Source organism: Bradyrhizobium sp. AUGA SZCCT0182, assembly GCF_018130185.1.
Classification (GTDB): Bacteria; Pseudomonadota; Alphaproteobacteria; order Rhizobiales; family Xanthobacteraceae; genus Bradyrhizobium.
Genome location: NZ_JAFCLY010000004.1, coordinates 230,479 through 248,838 on the forward strand (window position 1 = coordinate 230,479; position 18,360 = coordinate 248,838).

General features: G+C 61.2%; 16 protein-coding genes and 1 pseudogene. 8 read left to right on the plus strand and 9 right to left on the minus strand.

Annotation, left to right across the window (positions count from 1 at the left end):
* Positions 1-76 precede the first annotated feature (76 nt).
* The 8 genes and pseudogenes from JQ611_RS07120 (at position 77) to JQ611_RS07150 (ending at position 8,435) form a co-directional block, all read left to right on the plus strand.
* Complete coding sequence (locus JQ611_RS07120; RefSeq protein WP_212464976.1) at positions 77-1,006, plus strand: TauD/TfdA family dioxygenase; 930 nt, start codon at positions 77-79, stop codon at positions 1,004-1,006.
* A 27-nt stretch (positions 1,007-1,033) separates the two neighbouring features.
* Positions 1,034-2,089 carry an ABC transporter substrate-binding protein gene (locus tag JQ611_RS07125; protein ID WP_212464977.1) on the plus strand — a complete coding sequence of 352 codons (1,056 nt, stop codon included), beginning with the start codon at positions 1,034-1,036 and terminating at the stop codon, positions 2,087-2,089.
* Positions 2,086-2,946: an ABC transporter ATP-binding protein gene (locus JQ611_RS07130; RefSeq protein ID WP_212464978.1), complete on the plus strand. Its 861-nt coding sequence runs from the start codon at positions 2,086-2,088 to the stop codon at positions 2,944-2,946. Before JQ611_RS07125 ends, JQ611_RS07130 begins: the two co-directional genes overlap by 4 nt.
* Positions 2,939-3,814, plus strand: a complete 876-nt coding sequence (locus tag JQ611_RS07135; protein WP_212464979.1) for an ABC transporter permease — start codon at positions 2,939-2,941, stop codon at positions 3,812-3,814. Before JQ611_RS07130 ends, JQ611_RS07135 begins: the two co-directional genes overlap by 8 nt.
* Before the next feature lie 77 nt (positions 3,815-3,891).
* Entirely contained in the window at positions 3,892-5,520 is a 1,629-nt protein-coding gene (locus tag JQ611_RS07140; protein ID WP_212464980.1) for an FAD-dependent oxidoreductase, read from the plus strand.
* On the plus strand, positions 5,517-5,837 hold the full coding sequence (locus JQ611_RS07145) for a ferredoxin family protein (protein ID WP_212464981.1): 321 nt from the start codon (positions 5,517-5,519) through the stop codon (positions 5,835-5,837). Before JQ611_RS07140 ends, JQ611_RS07145 begins: the two co-directional genes overlap by 4 nt.
* 4 nt (positions 5,838-5,841) lie before the next feature.
* Positions 5,842-6,113: pseudogene (locus JQ611_RS41590) on the plus strand (methyl-accepting chemotaxis protein); the annotation flags it as partial.
* A 669-nt stretch (positions 6,114-6,782) separates the two neighbouring features.
* On the plus strand, positions 6,783-8,435 hold the full coding sequence (locus JQ611_RS07150; protein ID WP_212464982.1) for an ATP-binding protein: 1,653 nt from the start codon (positions 6,783-6,785) through the stop codon (positions 8,433-8,435).
* A 370-nt stretch (positions 8,436-8,805) separates the two neighbouring features.
* On the opposite strand, the gene JQ611_RS07155 is transcribed toward JQ611_RS07150, so the two are convergent.
* The 9 genes from JQ611_RS07155 to JQ611_RS07195 all read right to left on the minus strand — a co-directional run bounded on the left by JQ611_RS07155 (position 8,806) and on the right by JQ611_RS07195 (position 18,353).
* Entirely contained in the window at positions 8,806-9,855 is a 1,050-nt protein-coding gene (locus tag JQ611_RS07155) for a phenylacetaldoxime dehydratase family protein (RefSeq protein WP_212464983.1), read from the minus strand.
* A gap of 24 nt (positions 9,856-9,879) precedes the next feature.
* Entirely contained in the window at positions 9,880-10,614 is a 735-nt protein-coding gene (locus JQ611_RS07160; RefSeq protein ID WP_212464984.1) for an ABC transporter ATP-binding protein, read from the minus strand.
* The gene (locus tag JQ611_RS07165) at positions 10,611-11,390 is read right to left on the minus strand and encodes an ABC transporter ATP-binding protein (protein WP_212464985.1); all 780 of its coding nucleotides are present in this window, start codon (positions 11,388-11,390) and stop codon (positions 10,611-10,613) included. Before JQ611_RS07165 ends, JQ611_RS07160 begins: the two co-directional genes overlap by 4 nt.
* The gene (locus JQ611_RS07170) at positions 11,387-12,592 is read right to left on the minus strand and encodes a branched-chain amino acid ABC transporter permease (RefSeq protein WP_212464986.1); all 1,206 of its coding nucleotides are present in this window, start codon (positions 12,590-12,592) and stop codon (positions 11,387-11,389) included. Before JQ611_RS07170 ends, JQ611_RS07165 begins: the two co-directional genes overlap by 4 nt.
* Positions 12,592-13,512 (minus strand): branched-chain amino acid ABC transporter permease, encoded by a 921-nt coding sequence (locus JQ611_RS07175; protein WP_212464987.1) that lies wholly within the window; start codon positions 13,510-13,512, stop codon positions 12,592-12,594. The genes JQ611_RS07170 and JQ611_RS07175 overlap by 1 nt, the downstream gene beginning before the upstream one ends.
* A 74-nt stretch (positions 13,513-13,586) precedes the next feature.
* The gene (locus JQ611_RS07180; protein WP_212464988.1) at positions 13,587-14,753 is read right to left on the minus strand and encodes a branched-chain amino acid ABC transporter substrate-binding protein; all 1,167 of its coding nucleotides are present in this window, start codon (positions 14,751-14,753) and stop codon (positions 13,587-13,589) included.
* 342 nt (positions 14,754-15,095) lie between these two features.
* Positions 15,096-16,283: a CaiB/BaiF CoA-transferase family protein gene (locus JQ611_RS07185; RefSeq protein ID WP_212464989.1), complete on the minus strand. Its 1,188-nt coding sequence runs from the start codon at positions 16,281-16,283 to the stop codon at positions 15,096-15,098.
* Positions 16,284-16,336: 53 nt separating this feature from the next.
* The gene (locus tag JQ611_RS07190) at positions 16,337-17,326 is read right to left on the minus strand and encodes a Bug family tripartite tricarboxylate transporter substrate binding protein (RefSeq protein ID WP_249132988.1); all 990 of its coding nucleotides are present in this window, start codon (positions 17,324-17,326) and stop codon (positions 16,337-16,339) included.
* A 43-nt stretch (positions 17,327-17,369) separates the two neighbouring features.
* A complete protein-coding gene (locus JQ611_RS07195) occupies positions 17,370-18,353 on the minus strand; it encodes a tripartite tricarboxylate transporter substrate binding protein (protein WP_249132989.1) in 984 nt (327 codons plus the stop codon).
* Between the last annotated feature and the right edge of the window lie 7 nt (positions 18,354-18,360).

Genomic DNA, 18,360 nt, shown 5'->3' on the forward strand with positions numbered 1-18,360 from the left:
TAATCTCCGCCGTCGCTCACGCGACCGGTGTGCGGCGGAGCTTTGCCTCAGGCGTCGCGATGATGAGAACACGATCATGAGCAACACGACAACCATCGATAACGACATTCCGCGCGCGGACATCGTCAAACGCGCGGCGAGGGTAGGCGCCGAGATCAGGAATATCGAGCTGTCGGGCGATCTTTCGGACCAAACCATCCGTGCCATCAACCAGGTGCTGCTCGAGCACAAGGTCATCTTCTTCCGCGATCAAGGGCATCTCGACGATGCCGAACAGGAGCGTTTTGCCGTTCGGCTGGGCAAGCTGGTTCCGCATCCGACCGTCGGCGCGATCAAGGGCACGTCGTCGATCCTGGAACTGGATTCGGGCCGGGGCGGCGGCCGCGCCGACCAATGGCATACCGATGTCACCTTCGTGGATGCCTATCCGAAAATGTCAGTGCTGCGCGGCGTGGTGATCCCGCCCTATGGCGGCGATACCGTCTGGTCGAACACCGCGGCGGCCTATCTCGATTTGCCGGCACCGCTGCGCAAGCTCGCCGACGAACTGTGGGCCGTGCACAGCAACGCCTATGACTATGCCGTGAAGAAGCACGCGACCGAGGCTGACAGGAAACACTTCGAGGAGGTGTTCACCGGAACGGTCTATGAGACCGAGCATCCGGTGGTTCGCGTCCATCCCGAGACCGGCGAACGCACACTCGTGCTGGGCAATTTCGTGCAGCGCTTCGTCGGCCTGCCGAAGTATGACGGCCAAAAGCTGTTCGACCTGTTCCAGTCGCATATTACCGCGCCTGAAAACACAGTGCGCTGGAGCTGGAAGGCCGGCGACGTCGCGATTTGGGACAATCGCGCCACGCAGCACTACGCGGTCAATGATTATGGCGATCAGCACCGGATCGTCCGCCGCGCCACCATCGATGGCGACGTTCCGGTCAGCGTCGACGGTCGCCACAGCGTGACGCGCGTCAAGTCATCCAAGCCCCAGACCGCCAAAGCCGCCTGATTTAAGTCCACACAGGGAAATCACAACATGAACGCGATCAAGCAAATCCTTCGTGCCCGGCGCCTCGCCGTGCGCAGGTCTGTGCGCCTTCTGCTCGCCGGCGCCGTGGCGCTGGGCCTGACGGCGCCTGCCTTCGCCGAGCCGCCGCTGGAAAAAACCGAGATTCGCTACCAGGGATGGGCCGGCCAGGTGACGTTCACCGAGCTCGCTGAAGACCTCGGTTATCTCGCGCCGCTGAGGCTCAAATGGGTCGGCAACACCATAAGCGGTCCGCAGGATATTCAGACCGTGGTCACCGGCGACATCGATATCGGCGGCGCGTTCTACGGGGCGATCCTCAAGCTGATCGCAGCGAAAGCGCCGATCAAGGCGGTGGTCGGTTATTACGGCTCTGATGCCAACACCTATTATGGCTACTTCGTGAAGGATGACAGCCCGATCAAGACGGCACGCGACCTGATCGGGAAGAAAGTCGCGGTCAACACGCTGGGCGCACATCTGGAATTCGTGCTCCGCGAATATCTGGCCCGGAACGGCCTCAGCGCCAGCGAGGCCAAGCAGGTGACGCTGGTGGCGATCCCGCCGGTCAGCGGCGAACAAACGTTACGCCAGGGCCAGGTCGAGGTGAGCGCGCTAAGCGGCGTGTTGCGTGACAAGGCGCTGGAACGGGGCGGCATCCGCTCGCTCTTCAACGATACCGATCTGTTCGGCGAGTTCACCGGCGGCGCCTATGTGCTGCGGGACAAATTCATCAAGGACAATCCCGAGGCCTCGCGCAGACTGGTGGAGGGGATTTCGCGGGCCATCCAATGGGCCCAGACCACGCCGCCAGAAGAGGTGAAGGCCCGGTTCGACAGAATCGTTGCGGAGCGCAAGCGCAACGAGGATGCCTCCTCGATCAAATACTGGAAGAGCACCGGCGTTGCGACCAAAGGCGGCGTGATCTCGGACCGCGAAATCCAGGTCTGGATCGACTGGCTGGAGAAGGACGGCCTGTTCAAGCCCGGGCAGGTCAAGGCTTCCGATGTCTACACCAACGCGTTCAACTACTTCCGGGTCGGAAAGACGGCGGACGCACGATGAGCTCGGTCAAGATCAGCTTCCAGCAGGTCCGCAAGGAGTTTGTTGTTCGCGGCGAGGGAAGCGGGCCGTCGGACCGCTTCCCTGCGCTGGAGGATATCACGCTCGACGTGCGACCCGGCGAATTCCTGGCCCTTGTCGGCCCGAGCGGCTGCGGGAAATCGACGCTGCTCGATCTGCTGGGCGGCCTGACGGCGCCGACCAGCGGCCGCATCCTGCTCGACGGCCGGCCGATCGAAGGGCCGGCGCGGGACCGCGGCATCGTGTTTCAGCAATACGCGCTGTTTCCCTGGCGTACCGCCGCGCAAAACGTCGAATTCGGACTCGATATCGCAGGGTTCAAAGCAAGAGAGCGGCGCGAACGGGCGATGCACTATCTCGAACTGGTTGGTCTTTCGGCTTTCGCCGAGCGCTATCCGCACGAACTCTCCGGCGGCATGAAGCAGCGCGTCGCGATCGCGCGCAGTCTCGCTTACGATCCGGAAGTGCTGTTGATGGACGAGCCGTTCGCGGCACTCGATGCCCAGACCCGGGAGACACTGCAGGGCGAATTGCTGCGGATCTGGCGGACGACCGGCAAGACAATTCTTTTCATCACGCACGGGATCGACGAGGCGGTCGTGCTCGGCCAGCGGGTGGCTGTCATGACGTCGCGTCCTGGCCGCATCAAACAGGTCGTCGAAATTCCCCAGGCGCTTCGCAGCGAAACCGAGGACGTGCGGTCGCTGCCTGAATTCGGTCCCGTGCGGCATGAGGTCTGGTCTCTGCTGCGCGAGGAAGTGTTGAAAGCCCAGCAACTGGCTGGTGGTACCGGCGCTGCCCGCGCCGGTCGCGCTTTGGAGGAGGTTGCCCATGTCTAGCCTTGAGATGCTGACGCTCCTTGAACTTGCGCAGGGGCGGCCGGTCTCGCTGGTCCGCGCGGAACGACGACCATCGCCGGTACTAGGTGCCGCTCGCCGACTACTGGGCTGGCTGGGTGCCTTCGGGCACCGATCGTTGTTACTGGTGGCGCTGTTGTCGATATGGGAGGCGGCTCCGAGGCTGGGCCTCATCGACGCTGTGTTCCTGCCGCCGTTTTCGGAGGTCATCGCCGCCGGTTGGCAGCTTGCACAATCCGGCGAGCTTTACGACGACGTTTCCGCCAGCCTGCTGCGCGCTCTGAGCGGATTTCTGATCTCGGTCGTGCTGATTGTACCACTTGGTCTCGTGATCGGCTGGTATGCAAGGCTCGGCAATCTCCTGAACCAGTTCATCGAGATCTGCCGCAACACCGCACCGCTTGCGCTGCTGCCGGTGTTCATCCTGCTGCTCGGGATTGGCGAGCTCTCCAAGATCACCATGGTGGTCTATAGCTGCGCCTGGCCGCTTCTGCTCAACACCATTGCCGCGGTCAAGCAGGTCGATCCGCTGCTGATCAAGTCGGCGCGGACCATGGGCGCAACCCCGCAGCAGCTGTTTCGTAAGGTGATCCTGCCGGCTTCGCTTCCCACCATCTTTGTCGGTATTCGTCTGGCCAGCGCTTCGGCGATGCTGGTGCTGGTCGCTTCGGAAATGGTCGGCGCCAAAGCGGGTCTCGGCTATCTCATCATCAACAGCCAGTACAGCTTTCTGATCCCGCAAATGTATTTCGGCATTTTGGGGATTACCGTCATCGGGTTGGCCTTCAACGCCATCCTTCAGGCACTGGAACAGCGCTTCATGCGGTGGAAGGCGCCGGTAACGGCGTGAGGCAGCACGTGCTCACGCGACGATATCGCCCCGACGCCATGCGCGATTTCAATTGATTTCTCCTGGAGGAGTGAACGATGACGATACAACCCCACCGCGCCGGGCGGGTGTCCGCACCAGCCGGATCCGTGGAATTCGATGCTGACGTGCTGGTGCTCGGCGGCGGACCGGCGGGCACCTGGGCTGCGGTAAGTGCGGCGGAGCGCGGGGTTCGCGTCGTGCTGGCCGACAAGGGCTTTTGCGGCACGTCGGGTGCGACTGCTGCGGCCGGCACCGGCGTCTGGTATGTCGATCCGGATCCAGCGCTGCGCGAGGCCGCGATGGCCGACCGCGAGAGGCTGGGCGGTTATCTTCAGGATCGCCGCTGGATGGCGCGGGTGCTCGACCGGACCTACGAACAAAGCAACCGGTTGGCCGGTTGGGGTTATCCCTATCCGACGGATGATCATGGCAAGGCGCAGCGAAACTCCCTTCAGGGGCCGGAATACATGCGCCTGATGCGCAAGCGAACCAAGCAGGCCGGCGTTACCATTCTCGATCACAGCCCTGCGCTCGAATTGCTCGTGGACGACGACGGCGCCGTTGCAGGTGCCAGCGGCGTGCGCCGTCAGAAGCATGATCGTTGGACCGTGCGCGCCAAGGCGGTCGTGATCGCAACCGGCGGCTGCGCGTTCCTGAGCAAGACCCTGGGATCGAATGTTCTGACCGGCGACGGCTATCTGATGGCTGCGGAGCTTGGCGCCGAATTCACCAGTATGGAGTTTTCCAACCCTTACGCGATCTCTCCCGCCTTCGGTTCGGTAACGAAGACGTTGTTCTATGGTTGGGCGACCTTCACCTATGCAGACGGCAGCGTGGTTCCAGGCGCAGCGTCGAAGGGCGGACGTTCGGCCATCGCCCGTGCGCTGCTTCAGGGACCGGTCTATGCCCGGCTCGACAAGGCCGACAATGACGTGCAGCGTCACATGCGTGTGTCGCAGCCGAACTTCTTCCTGCCATTCGATCGCACCGGCATCGACCCGTTCAAGGATCGCTTTCCAGTCACGCTGCGGCTGGAAGGTACAGTTCGCGGTACTGGCGGCCTTCGCATCGTCGACGATACTTGCGCCACCAGCGTACCGGGACTTTATGCTGCCGGCGACGCAGCCACACGTGAGTTGATCTGCGGCGGTTTCACCGGTGGCGGCAGCCACAACGCTGCCTGGGCGATGTCGTCGGGGACCTGGGCGGGGCAGGGCGCCGCTGACTACGCCAGACAGTTCGGCACGATCGCCGGGCGGCGGCTGTCATCTGCAGGAACTATCGCGTTTCGAAACCGGTCGCGGCGCGCATTTGAACCGGCAGCTCTGGCCAAGACAGTGCAGGACGAGGTCGTTCCGTATGAACTGAACTACTTCCGCGAGGCGTCCCGACTGCATGGAGCGCTCGCGCGCCTCGACGCGGCATGGCTCGACATTTCGGAGGCGGATGCTGCGAACAGCTCCGATGTGTTGCGAGCCCGCGAAGGCGCGGCCATGCTGGCAACCGCACGGTGGATGTATCGTAGCGCACTGGCCCGTCAGGAAAGTCGCGGCATGCATCGCCGCGACGACTACCCCGGGCAAGACGACCGGCAGCGTCATTATCTGACGACGGGCGGGCTCGACGACGTCTGGACCTCGATCCGGCCGTACGCTGAGGCCGTCTACGCGGAGGCTGCGGAATGATCGAGGTCATTGATGCCGAGCGCTGCACATCATGCGACATCTGTGTCAATGTGTGCCCGACCAACGTCTTTGACAAGACGGAAGGAATTCCGGTCATTGCCCGCCAGAGCGATTGCCAGACATGTTTCCTCTGCGAGCTCTATTGTCCCGAGGATGCGCTCTACGTCTCGCCTTTCGCAGATGAGAGCCAGCCCGTCGACGTCATCGCACTTCAGCGAACGGCTGCGATGGGCAGTTACCGTCGGGCGGTTGGCTGGACCGACGATACGCGGGATCGGCGTGGCATCGACTCCAGCTATCTGCTTTTTGGTCACTGAGCTCCAGGCTGCGGGTATCCAGATCGCGACCGAGGATTCGGTGGCCGCGATCAAGGAGATAAGCGGCACCATCGAAAGATTGTCGGAGATCTTATAGACCATTGCCGCCGCGGTGGAAGAACAGGGCGCGGCGACGCAGGAATCTCCCGCAATGTGCAGCAGGCCGCCGAAGGGACGGGGCAAGTCCCCGCCAACATTGCTGACATCACCGGCTATGCCGAACGGCAAGCACGCACTGTCCTCTATGAACTTATTGCGAAAGGCTGCCTAGCTTAGCCAGCTATGCGCCATTCTAATGGTCGGCGTCAGCTTGTAGGTTGATCGATACTGGCGGCAGGGGCCTGGTTTTGGCAAGCTTCGTTTCGTACCGGGCCGCGAGATCAAGTAGCCGCCTCTTGATAAATGGATCGGCACGGCTTGCGAGCTCGCGGAGCAAATTGGCTCGCTGTTTGTTAAATTCATCTTCCAGCATGGATCACCAAATAATCCCGATTATACGGGTGGTCATTGTTCCAAGTTAGTTTTGATCGGGTTGTGGTCAAGCGTACAAAATCATCGGTCTTCCCAGGCGGCTCTCAATGGTAACGTTCGGACGCTGATCGAAAATACAATGCGCGTAAGCGGTCCGGCCATCTAGGAAAATATTCCATAATCTATGTTATGCGAACAATATCAATATCTTAGTATGATACGACTTTCTCGCCCTTACTGCAATAGTTGCGTAAGTCCCAGGTTCGAGCCTTGGTGCGCCAACCAAGCCTTTCAGGCGCTTGGCATAGCTGGATCTCCGGTTAGAGCCGGATTTTGATCTGGGTCACCTTTGGCGCATGTGCTATTTTCGTTCACGGCGTAGCACGTGTGACTGATGTCCAGTGTTCGAACGACTGTACCCGCTTGCACGTAGCAGAAGACGGTAGCGCTGCCGGTAACCTGAGCGCCCAGCAAATGGATGTCACCACTGTGGTGAAGGCTTCGCAGGCTGTCTCGAGCGAGATTGAGCTGCCGAGGCTCATCGAAACACTGATGGGGATCGCGCTACAAAACGCAGGCGCAGATCGCGGCTTGCTGATTTTGTCGCGACACAATGACTTCTGGATCGAGGCGGAAGGCCAGTCGAAGGGCGAAGAAATCGCGGTTGTGATGCGCCAGGCTCCCCTCTCCGGAGCCGATTGTCCGGAGGCATTGCTGCAGTACGTTATTCGCACGCAAAAAACTCTCATCGTTGATGACGCGACGCGGCCGGATCCGTTCTACGACCAAGAGTACGTCCATCGCCGACATCCCAGGTCGATCCTCTGCCTGCCACTGATCAAGCAGGCCAAGCTGGCCGGGTTCCTCTACCTTGAGAATACGCTAGCAACGCACGCTTTCATCCCCGATTGTGTTGCGGTGCTGGAGCTCTTGGCAGCCCAGGCTGCGATTTCTCTTGAGAACGCCCTTCTCTACCGTGGTCTGCAAGAGCGCGAGGCTCGCATCCGCCGGCTCCTCGATTCCAATATCATCGGAATACTGTTCTGGAATGCTAGTGGCAACATCAGTTACGCCAACGACGCTTTCTTGAGTATGACCGGCTACTCCAGGCAGGAGCTGGTTTCCGGAACGGTCGGCTGGAAGGACATGACTCCGGAGGAATACCACATTGAGGACGCGCGGCGGCTCGAACAGCTCCGGTCGAGCGGACAGGTCGCGCCTCGTGAGAAGGAATACTTCAGAAAGAACGGGAGCCGGGTTCCTGTTCTAATCTGTTCGGAGGGATCACTGGACGAAAGCATCTCCTTCGTTCTCGACCTGACAGAACGCAAGCAGGCCGAAGCCGAAGCGCGCGAGCGTGAGCGGCGCTATCAGGAAATGCAGCTCGAGTTGGCGCACGCGAACCGGGTCGCCACAATGGGCCAACTTACCTCCTCGATCACTCATGAGGTCGCCCAGCCTATCGGCGCTATTGCTATCAACGCCAGCGCGGCGCTGAGGTGGCTTGGCCGGAAGGCACCTGATATCAAGGAAGCGCGGATATCGATAGAGCGAATCGCCGAAGACGCCCATCGCAGCGTTGAAGTGATAGGCCGGATTCGTGAACTCTTCCAAAAGGCGCCGCCGCGCAAGAGGCACTTGGATCTCAACGAGGTGATCCGCGAGGTGATCGTTCTGACCCATGGCGAAGCGCTGAAAGCCGGGGTTTCGGTGAAGACGCAACTTGCTGAAGGGTTGTCGCTCATCGAGGGCGATCGTGTCCAATTACAGCAGGTTTGTCTCAACCTCGTTGTCAACGCAATCCAGGCTATGACCGCTATGGCGGACGGGGCACGAGACTTGCTCATCACCACCGCCCTGACCGAAGCAAACTGCGTGCTCGTCCGAGTCGCTGATTCCGGGCCAGGTCTCGATCGACACACGCTCGAGCATGTTTTCGATCCATATTACACTACCAAACCCGACGGTTTAGGTATGGGCCTAGCAATCTGCCGTTCAATCATGGTTGCTCACAACGGACGCTTGTGGGCGAGCACCAACCAGCCCTGCGGAGCCGTCTTTCAGTTCACGTTGCCGGCTGACCACGCGGCGGACTCTGGCCAGGCTTGGGGTACACCAGGTAGCTGATGAATCGTGGGTCGCCGTTCGAAGCTTGCAGGCGTTCGTGTCCCGTTTCATGTTTGGCGGATCGCGCTCGGTCCCGATTTGCTGTCGAGTACTGGGCGTCCTCGGTCTACGATCCGAGGTCTGGCGACTGGGAACTGCCATCAGAGCCCTGTATGACGGTGTAGCCCTCGACCGTGCGGAGCTACCACCGGCGCGCCCGGCCGGGTTTCCTCAGGCGGATTTCCAAAAGGGAAGTTGCTCCGGTGGCCGAGGGAAGTCCTTCGGGCCCAGCCCAGGAGCGGTGAACTCTTATGATTGCATCGGCGCGCCGGCTTCCGGCCCGCCATGCGCAAATCCGCACGACATCCTGCAGGCATCTGGCGCTGCCCGCTCACAGCCGTTCGCCGACGAAATAGCCTGACAACCCGGTACCCGGTGCGCAATTGATGTATTCGAAGATCTGGTCTTGCTCCGGCAGCACGAACACCTCGTGCCAGGTGCGGAGCTGATTGGCCTTGCCAAACTTGCGATAGCGAGCGATCGCGGCGGTGAAGATCGCCTCGTGCGACGCATGGCGCTCGGCCCAGTTCTCCATGTGCTCCAGGGAAAGGAAGTAGCCGAGCGCGTGGGTCTCGAGTTCCGGCCTGCCTCCGGCATCGCAGGTCTGCTGAAAGCGGAGCGAACAGCAGCCGGTGGCCTCGGGGCTTTCCTTCAAGTAAGCCATGCCGCGTTCCAGTGGAGCACGCAGATCGCGCATGTAATCCTCGGTCTGCGCCGGGTCGCAGCGGCCCCAGAACGCGGCGGAGCGGATGACGGTGAAATTCAGCGGCGTGATGATGCGCCAGCGTGCCGACCGGGTGTCGCGGACGACCGCCGCCGGTAAATCCTTCATCACAGGCGCCAGCGCATCCACCGCGGCCAGCGGGATCCGGTCCCGCATGGCGCCGTAATAGCCGCAATAGGGCGTCGGATAGACCGCCACTTCAGGCGATCGGCTGAGCGCGGCCGGATAGTCTTTCCAATACAGCGTCTCCTGCCGCTCCACCGGTACGGTGAGGCTTTCACGGAAATAGCCATTCGGCTCGGCAAGCCGCGCGGCGTCGGTCCACCAGGCCGTCAAATGCGGATTGGCGAGCCAGTCATCGCGGCGCCCCTGATCAACCCAGTAAGTCGCGACGATGTGGGTATAGAGACCGTTCTGGTCGATAAACCAGGCATGGTCATGCACCGTCGGTCCGCAGGCAAGGCCGATCGCCGTCTCGATCCAGGGGAAGAACGGCGACGTGTAGACGCTCGCGGCATCACGCCCCTGAATGCCGTGGAACGCCACGCACAGCGTCTCGCACTTGTTGGCGAAGCCGGCAGACCATCGTTGCACCACGGGTTCAAAGCCCTTGGGCTTGCGCAGCGGATTGACGCGATCGAAAACCTGAAGACCCATTGTTCTCTCCCCTGTTTTTCTTTGTTAGTGAACGCCGAAATACGCTTTGTGGAGTTCGGCATTCTGCTTCAGCGATTCCGCATCGCCCTCCGCCACGACCTGGCCCTGCACCAGCACATAGCCGTAGTCGGCGACGTCGAGCGTCTGGCGCACATTTTGTTCGACCAGCAGGATCGACAATCCGGCCGTCTTCAGCCGCCGCACAATTCCGAATACCTCGGCAACGAACAGCGGCGACAATCCAAGCGACGGCTCGTCGAATACCACCAGTTCGGGATCGGTCATCAGCCCGCGCGCAATCGACAGCATCGAGCGCTCGCCGCCGGAGAGCGTGCCGGCCAACTGACCTCGCCTCTCCCGCAGCCGCGGAAATGTCTCGAACAGTTCTTCCATGCGCGCGGCCACGCGCCTGGCGTCGCGCATCAAGAGACCTCCGACCTTCAGATTGTCGAGCACCGTCATGCGCGGCAGGACACGGTTACCCTCGGGGACCGTGGCTATGCCGAGCGCGGCGATCTTGTGGGTCGGCATGTTCGCGAGCGCATCGCTGCCGAAATACACCTCGCCCTTGCGGACACGGTTGAGGCCGAGAATGGTGCGGATCAGCGTGCTCTTGCCGGCACCATTGGCGCCGAGGATGCAGGTCACCGTGCCCGGCTTGACCTCGACCGTGACACCCTTCAGCACATCGGCGCGGTCGTAACCGGCGGTGATGCCGATTGCCGAGAGCTTACGCGTTGCGGCGGCGCCGGCGATCATTGGCTCACTCCGAGATACGCGGTCTGGACATCGGGATTGGCGATCAGCGCATCGAAGCTGCCTTCGAAGATCTTGCGGCCGAAATTCAGCACGACGCAGCGGTCCGAGACGCGGCGGATCACGTCCATTTCGTGCTCGACCAGGATCACCGCCAGATCGGGCATCTCTTGACGAAACGCCAGCAGATCATCCATCAGCTGGCGCGTTTCGTCATGCGTCATGCCCGCCGACGGTTCATCCAGCAACAGAAGCCGAGGCGTTCCGATCAGCGCACGGCAAATCTCGATCCGACGGCGATCGATCATCGTGAATGAGCCGGCCGGCTGAAACAGCCGGTCGGCAATCACGGGATTGAAACGATGCGCCAGCGCGCGGGCGTGATCGACCATCCCGCTCAGTTCGTCGCGCCAGCGCCGGCGACGAAACAGGTTTGTAAACAGCCTGAGATCCAGCCTGCACAGGGCGCCGACCACGATATTGTCGAACACGCTCTGGTCCAGCATCAGCCGCGAGCGCTGGAAGGTTCGTGCGACGCCTGCCTTACCGATGATCTGCGGTGGCTTGGCGAACAGATCGCGCGCGTCTAGGCGCACCGATCCGGCCGATGGCTTGTAGAGTCCGGTTACCACGTTGAAGAACGTGGTCTTGCCCGATCCGTTGGGACCGACCAGCCCGACCGTTTCGCCCTTGCCGACCTCGATATCGAGGCTATCAAGCGCGACAAGACCGTCGAAGCGCATCGTGAGGCCGCCGCAGGCCAGCAAGGGAGCGTTCATGCGTCCGTTCCCGGCCGCCCGATGAAGCGTGACAAGTCGCGGATCGGACGCGGCAAAATACCTGATGGACGGAACAGCAGGATGGCAAGCACCAGCAACCCGAAGATCAGCAGCCGGAATTCCTGAATTGCCTGCAGCTTTTCGGGAATGACGAGGATTACCATGGCGGCGACCACGGTACCCCAGAAATTGCCGAGCCCGCCGAGCACGATGATCGACAGCATCAGCAGGGAGTCGCCGAGCCCGGAGCCGTTTGGCGTCACGAACCCGTTCATCATGCCATAGACCGCCCCGGCAACGCCGATCACCGCGTTGCCGATCAGGAAGGCAACGACCTTCCAGTGGGCGATCGACAGGCCGAATACCGAAGCCGCGGTCTCGTCGCAGCGTACGGTGTCCAGCGCGATCCCGATCCACGACCGCTCGAGACGGCGGATCAGTGTGAATGCTACCGCGAAAATGCAGATCGAAAGCACGGCATAGGGCAGATAGAACGACACGTCCCACGGGCCGACCGACGACACCCGGTTGAAGTCGAGGCCGAAGATCGAAAACCCCTTGATCTTCATGCCTTGCGGGCCGCCCAGCGTGTCGTTCACCTCCAGCAGGCTGCGCAGCAGCAGGCCGAATGCGATGGTCACAAGTGCCGCATAGTGCCCGCGCGTCCGCAGTACCGGCAGCAACAAAACGACCCCGATCGCGCCGGTCACGATGCCGCTGACAACAAGGATCATCAGATGCGGAATTCCGGCATACGCCGTCAATACGGCGGCCGTGTACGACCCGAGCACGAAGAACGCCGCCCCGGCGAAGTTGGCAATGCCTGCGAACGCCAGTTGAAGGTTCAGTGCAATGCAAGCCGTGGAAAACAGCGCCACGGTCGCCAGCATCAGAAGTGTGTAATGTTCGCCGCGAAAGACGGCGATCAGGCCCAGCGCGCAGACGAAAGCGACGCCGTTGGCGAATCCGCTGTAGTCGCCGCAGATCGCCACGACGTCCTGACCGAGTGGCGTGCGATCGGCGATCGCGAACATCGCCAGAAAGGCCGCGAGCAGGCCGAGCACCTGAATCTGTGATTCCGCATGCATCATCAGGCCGCCGCCTGCAAACAACAACGCTACCGTGAGCACGACCACGGCGCGCGGATGACGCTGCATCCGAAGCGGCGATAATACGGGAATCGGGGAAGGAATGCTGCTCATCACACCCGCTCGCTGCGGCGCTCGGCGATCAAACCGGTCGGGAAGATCGCGATCAGGACGATGATTGCCGCGAATGCGATGACGTCCTTGTACGCACTCGAAACCGGCAGCGCGACCACGACCAGGGTCTGTACGCCGGCAAACAGGAAGCCGCCAATGATTGGCCCGAGCATGCTGCCGAGTCCGCCGACGACGGCCGAAGCGAAGCCGATGATACCGAGCAAGACGCCCATGTTGAAGTTGATCTCCCGGTAATAGAGCCCGAGCATGCAGCCCGCGAACGCCGCAAGCGCGGAGCCCAGCGCAAACGTTCCCAGAACCACCGTCTGGAAATCGATCCCCGACAGCCTTGCCACCTCGCCGTCCTGCGCGACCGCGCGAATGGCCAGACCAAATCGCGTGCGGGTGATCAGAAGATGCGTCCCTAGCACCAGCAGCAGGCCGGCGGCGAGGATCATCACGCTGTCGATGCCGACACTGAACGAACCGGCTTTAATGACGCCGCCCGGCAGCAGCGCCGGAAACGGCTTTGGATTGCCGCCGTTGGGCACGCCGAGCCGGATGGCTTCGCGCAGCACGGTGCCCGCCATCAAGGTGGCGAGCAGGACATTGACACCGGGTGCATGGCGCAGCGGCAGCACCAGAACGCGGCCGATGATCGCCCCGGCCAACGCGCCGATGGTCACGGCCGCAGCTATTCCCGAAGCCAGCGCCAGCACCGGTGGCAGCGCAACCAAACCTCCCGCAAGCCCGGCCGCGCCGAGGCTGGAGAATGCGCCGACGGTCACGACGTCGCCGTGCGAGAACTTGATGACGTCGAGCACGCCGAAGAACAGCGAGAAGCCGACCGCGATCATCGCGTAGATCACGCCCAGCATCAGGCCGTTGAAGAGCTGCTGGGCAAGAATGCCGACGTCCATCGTGGAGTCCTGATTGTAAGGAAGATTTGTCGATGCGGCGGGGGCCCGAGCCGAAGCTCGCCGCTAGTTCTCGGCTAGTTCTTGGCGAGCTTCTTCTTGCCGGCGGCATAGTCACTATCTGGCCAATAGACCCACTTGCCGTCCTGGGCCACGTAGACATTGGCGTTGACGATGTTCTGGCGGTGATCGTCGAAGTTGATCTCGCCGACCAGCGCCTTGTAACCCTTGGTGACGTTGAGCACCTCTTTCATCTTCTTGCGATCGGGACCGGTCTTTTCGATCGCATCCATCACCAGATTGGTGGCGGAATAGGCGAACGGGCCGTAGGCGTCGGGGTCCTCGCGGAAGCCGGCCTTGGCGTAGGCCTCGAGAAACGCCTGGCCTTGCGGATATTTGCTGATCGGGGCGCCGTTGTGGAACGAGATCGTGCCCTCGCCGGCAGCACCCGCGCCCTCGAGGAAGCCGGCCGTCATGATGCCGGACACACCGGCAAGCTGTGCGGCGACGCCGACACGGTCCATCTGTGCGCGCAAGCGGACGCCGAGCGGCGTCAATCCACCGATCAGAATGAGGTCGGGCTTGAGATCCTTGATCCTGGTCAGCTCAGCCGTAAAGTCCTGCTGGTCGGGGCTGACCGGAAACGTCGCAACGATCTCGCCGCCGGTCGGCTTGAGGTATTCAGTGAAATACTTGTTCTGGCCCTTGCCGTAGTCGGTGGTGTCATGAACGACGACAAACTTCTTGTAGCCCTGCTTGGTGAGGAAATCCGCGGCCAGCCTACCCTCATTAATCATGGTGCCGTTGACACGATGGATTTCGCGGTAATCGTTGCCATAGGTGATTTCGGGCAGGATCGCACCCCACACCACCACAGGAAGGCCGAATCGCGAATAGGTATCGACGGTGGCAATGCCGACGGCGGAACAGTAATGCGTGATGCCGGCGATGATGGAGTTGTCGGCAGCTGCCCTGGTTGCGACCTGAATGCCAACATTCGGCTTGCACTCATCGTCAAACGTAACGAGTTCATAGGTGTATTTCGCTGCCGGATCAGCGTTCCGCAGCTGCACCGCCAGTTGCGCCGAATTGCGGCCGCCGAGGCCCGGTGCGGAATTGCCGCCCGACAGCGGGCCGATGAACGCGAGCTTCACGGTATCCTTGGCAAGCCCCGCGAACGGGAACGACGCTGCGAGGGCCAATGCGCCGCTTAACGACAGCAACAAACCGGAATTAAGTTTCATGACCACCCCACTCCTCTGTGTCGGCAGAAGTGTAGAGCGGTCCTTTCCGGGGTGGACAGTGCACATTTCTGCAGAACGATGTGCGCCGAGCGCAAGAGCGATGAATGTTGCCCTGCACTGCCACTTATTGCCACAAGCTGCCTTCATTGTGGGCTAAAGCACCGTTTCAACGGCAAATCCGTGCATCCGAACTGGCCAATGGGACTCGTTAAGTGCCTAAGGCTCCGCGCAAGAGCGCCAAAGGCAGTCGTTCGAGATATGGCCTGGGGGGCGTGATGCCTCCTCCGCGCTCGCCGAAAGAATCATGTTGGAAATCTATCGAAACGTGTCCTCGACAATGGTCTATTGCGGCGGCAATGCTACCGATTCATCGGCCAGCATCGCGTCGACATCATCTTTACTGAAGCCCAGATCGGCAAGTATCTCCGAGGTATGTTCGCCGATCAGGGGCGCCCTGGTGCGGCTAATATCCTGGCTCGCGATGGGCGGTGTACCCGGTATTTGCGCGATGGCGATGGTGCTGACGCCTGGATGCTCGAAATAATCGACAGCTTTCACGGCCTTGGTTTGCCGGTGATCAAGGAAGTCAGCATAGGTTTGTACTGGCGCGTTCATGACCCCAGCTGCCGTCAACTTGTTCGCCCAGTAGGTGGTCGGCCGCTTCGCAAACTCCGCACGAAGAATGGCGAGCAACGGTGCTTCATTCCGAATTCGCAACTCGCGACCCTGATAGGCCGGATCGGTCGCTAGCTCGGGCCGCCCTATGACGTCACATAAGGCTCCAAAGTGTTGCTCACGCATCGCCGTGACATTCAGATAGCCATCGCTGGTACGCAGCGTAGCGACCGGAGAATATAGCGGTTGAGGCTCGCCGCCCTCGAGATGATATTCCATGATCTTCGCCGCCTGGAATGCCGCAGCCGACTGCATCAGGCTGGCCTCGACGTACCCACCTGTGCCGAATCGAAACTTTCGCAGAAGTGCAGTGGTAACCGCCTGAAACGCGTAGAGACCGGTAACGACGTCAACCGGAATCATGGTGAGACGGTTGGGGACACCGTCGCTCGATCTGGCGACGGTCATCAAGCCCGAGAAGGCCTGGATCACGGCGTCGGTGACCGGCAGCATGTGATCGGGTCCCTGGCTGCCGAACCCATTGATCGACAAGTAGATGATCTCAGGGTTGGCGGCCTTGGCGTCCTCGTAACCAAGCCTGTATTTTGCCATCACGCCGGGCCGAAATGCCTCGATGACGACGTCGCTTTGCTTCATCAGGAGGTGCGCGACCTCAAGTCCGCGCGGTTTTGTCAGATCCAGCGCAATCGACCGCTTTCCCCGGTTGAACGCGATCGAGTGCGCGGTGTTTTGGCCATACGAACGGCCGAGGGTACGACCCCAATCTCCTGTAATCGGCTCCGCTTTGATAACGTCGGCGCCATGCTGCGCCAGCAACATCGCGCTATGAGGCCCTGCGATACCCTGACTGAAATCCAGGACGCGAATTCCACTAAAGGCTTCTTTGTCGGTCATAATCGTTCCGCAGGCCGTAGGTCAGTGTTTGCTCTGGGACGGCTCGCTTGCGGTTACTCCGAAGGTACATTGGCGGCCTTCACCACAGCGGACCATTTTTTGATTTCGGCTTCCACAAAGCGGGTGAAATCACGCCCAGCCAGCTTGCCGGGCGCGACGCCTTGCGTTGCGAATTTCTCAGCAATTGCCGATGTGGCCAGAATTTCCTTCATCACTTCGACCATTCTTGTATACGCGGGATTGCCATTGGCCGCCGGCATATAGAGCCCAAACCACGCCGTCGCCTGAAAGCCGTTGACACCGGATTCATCCAGTGTCGGGACGTTGGGAAGCGACGCCGCTCGCGTTATGCTGGTGACGGCAAGGACGCGAATGTTTCCGGCCGAGGCGGCCGGAAGCACCGTCGGCAGCGTATCGAACATGATCGGAATGTGGCCGCCGAGCAGATCGTTCATCGCGGGCGCTGCTCCCTTGTAGGGAATGTGAACGATTTCGACGCCCGCCATTTGCTTGAACAACTCGCCTGACAGGTGATTGGCGCCCCCTATCCCGGACGAGCCGAACGACAGCTTGCCCGGATCTTTCTTGGCCATAGCGATGAGCTCGGCGACGTTCTTAGCCGGAAAATCCTTAGCAACGACAAGCGCGTTCGGTGCGCTCGCGACCACGGCAACGGGCGAGAATGCGCTTTCGGTATCATATGGCAGCTTACGGAACAGGCTCGGATTGATGACGTGATGCGTTGCTGTGAGGAGCAGCACGCTGCCATCGGCGTCGGATTTCGCCACCATTTCGGATCCAATGGTGCCCGAAGCGCCGGCGCGGTTTTCCACGATGGTCGAAACACCGAGCTTCTCACTGAGATATTGGGCGATGAAGCGCGCGAGAATATCTGTCGTGCCGCCCGCTGGGAATGGAACGACAATCTTGATAGCGCTCGGCGGAAACTGCTGCGCCGTCGCCGGGACAACAGCGATTATGAGAGAGACGAGCGCCGCGCCGATCGCAAGCCGGACCATTCTCATCTTTACAGCCCTATTCATATAGTTTCCTCCGAACAGCTGTCGACCTGCGTGTTGCAACGCGTCATGGCTGTCGCAAAAGCTTGGCGCGATCGACGAGCGACCGCTCTGATACGTAGAATTCCCTCGCCCATTGCTCGTATTCGTGCGGCGAGCGCTGCCATTTTGTCTGCTTCAACGTCTCAAGCAACTTGCGATACTCGTCGCTTTCGGCCGCGGATTTGAACGCCTGGTACAGCTTGTCGACAATTGGCGCCGGCATGCCCTTCGGTCCGACCAGTCCGTAAGGTGCGGGATAGACGAGATCGTAACCCAGACTTTTCGCCGTCGGCACGCCCGGGAGCCAGTCCATCGGTAGCGCGTCGAAGGAAAGCAGCACGCGCATCTTGCCTGACTCCGAATAGGGCAGGATCGTGCCGACCGCATCCACCGTGGCCATGGTGTGGCCGCCGAGCACGGCGGTGCCGGCTTCGCTGCTTCCCCTGTAACCGACATGCGTGATCTCGATGCCGGCCATCCCGGCCAGAGCCTCCGCCAGCAGATGCATGGTGGTGCCTGCGCCCGCGGTAGCGACCGTTACCTTGCCCGGATTGTCCTTGGCATAGGCGATGAGGTCGGTGACGTTTTTCAGCGGCGAATCCGCGTTGACCGCGAGCGCAAAGCTGTAGCCACCGAGACCTGCGATCCAGGTGAAGTCCTGGATAGGATCCCAATCGACCTTCTGCATGTAGGGATAGCGCAGCAATCCCGCCGTGGCGGCCGCGATTGTGTACCCGTCAGGTTTTTCGGCTTTTGCCATCGTGGACGGCGCCAGGGTGGCGCCTGCGCCGGGCTTGTTCTCGATGATGATCGGTTGGCCAAGTTGCTTGGACGCAAGCTCACCGAGTTTCCGGAACGTGACATCGGTGGCGCCACCCGCCGCAAATCCAACCAGCAGTTTGATGGATCGAACAGGATAGGCGTCCTGCGCTATGGCGATTTGGCCATTCGCTGCAACCAGTGCGGCAGCGAGCATCCCGTGACGCACCGAAGCCCAAAGTGAATTCATGCGTGTA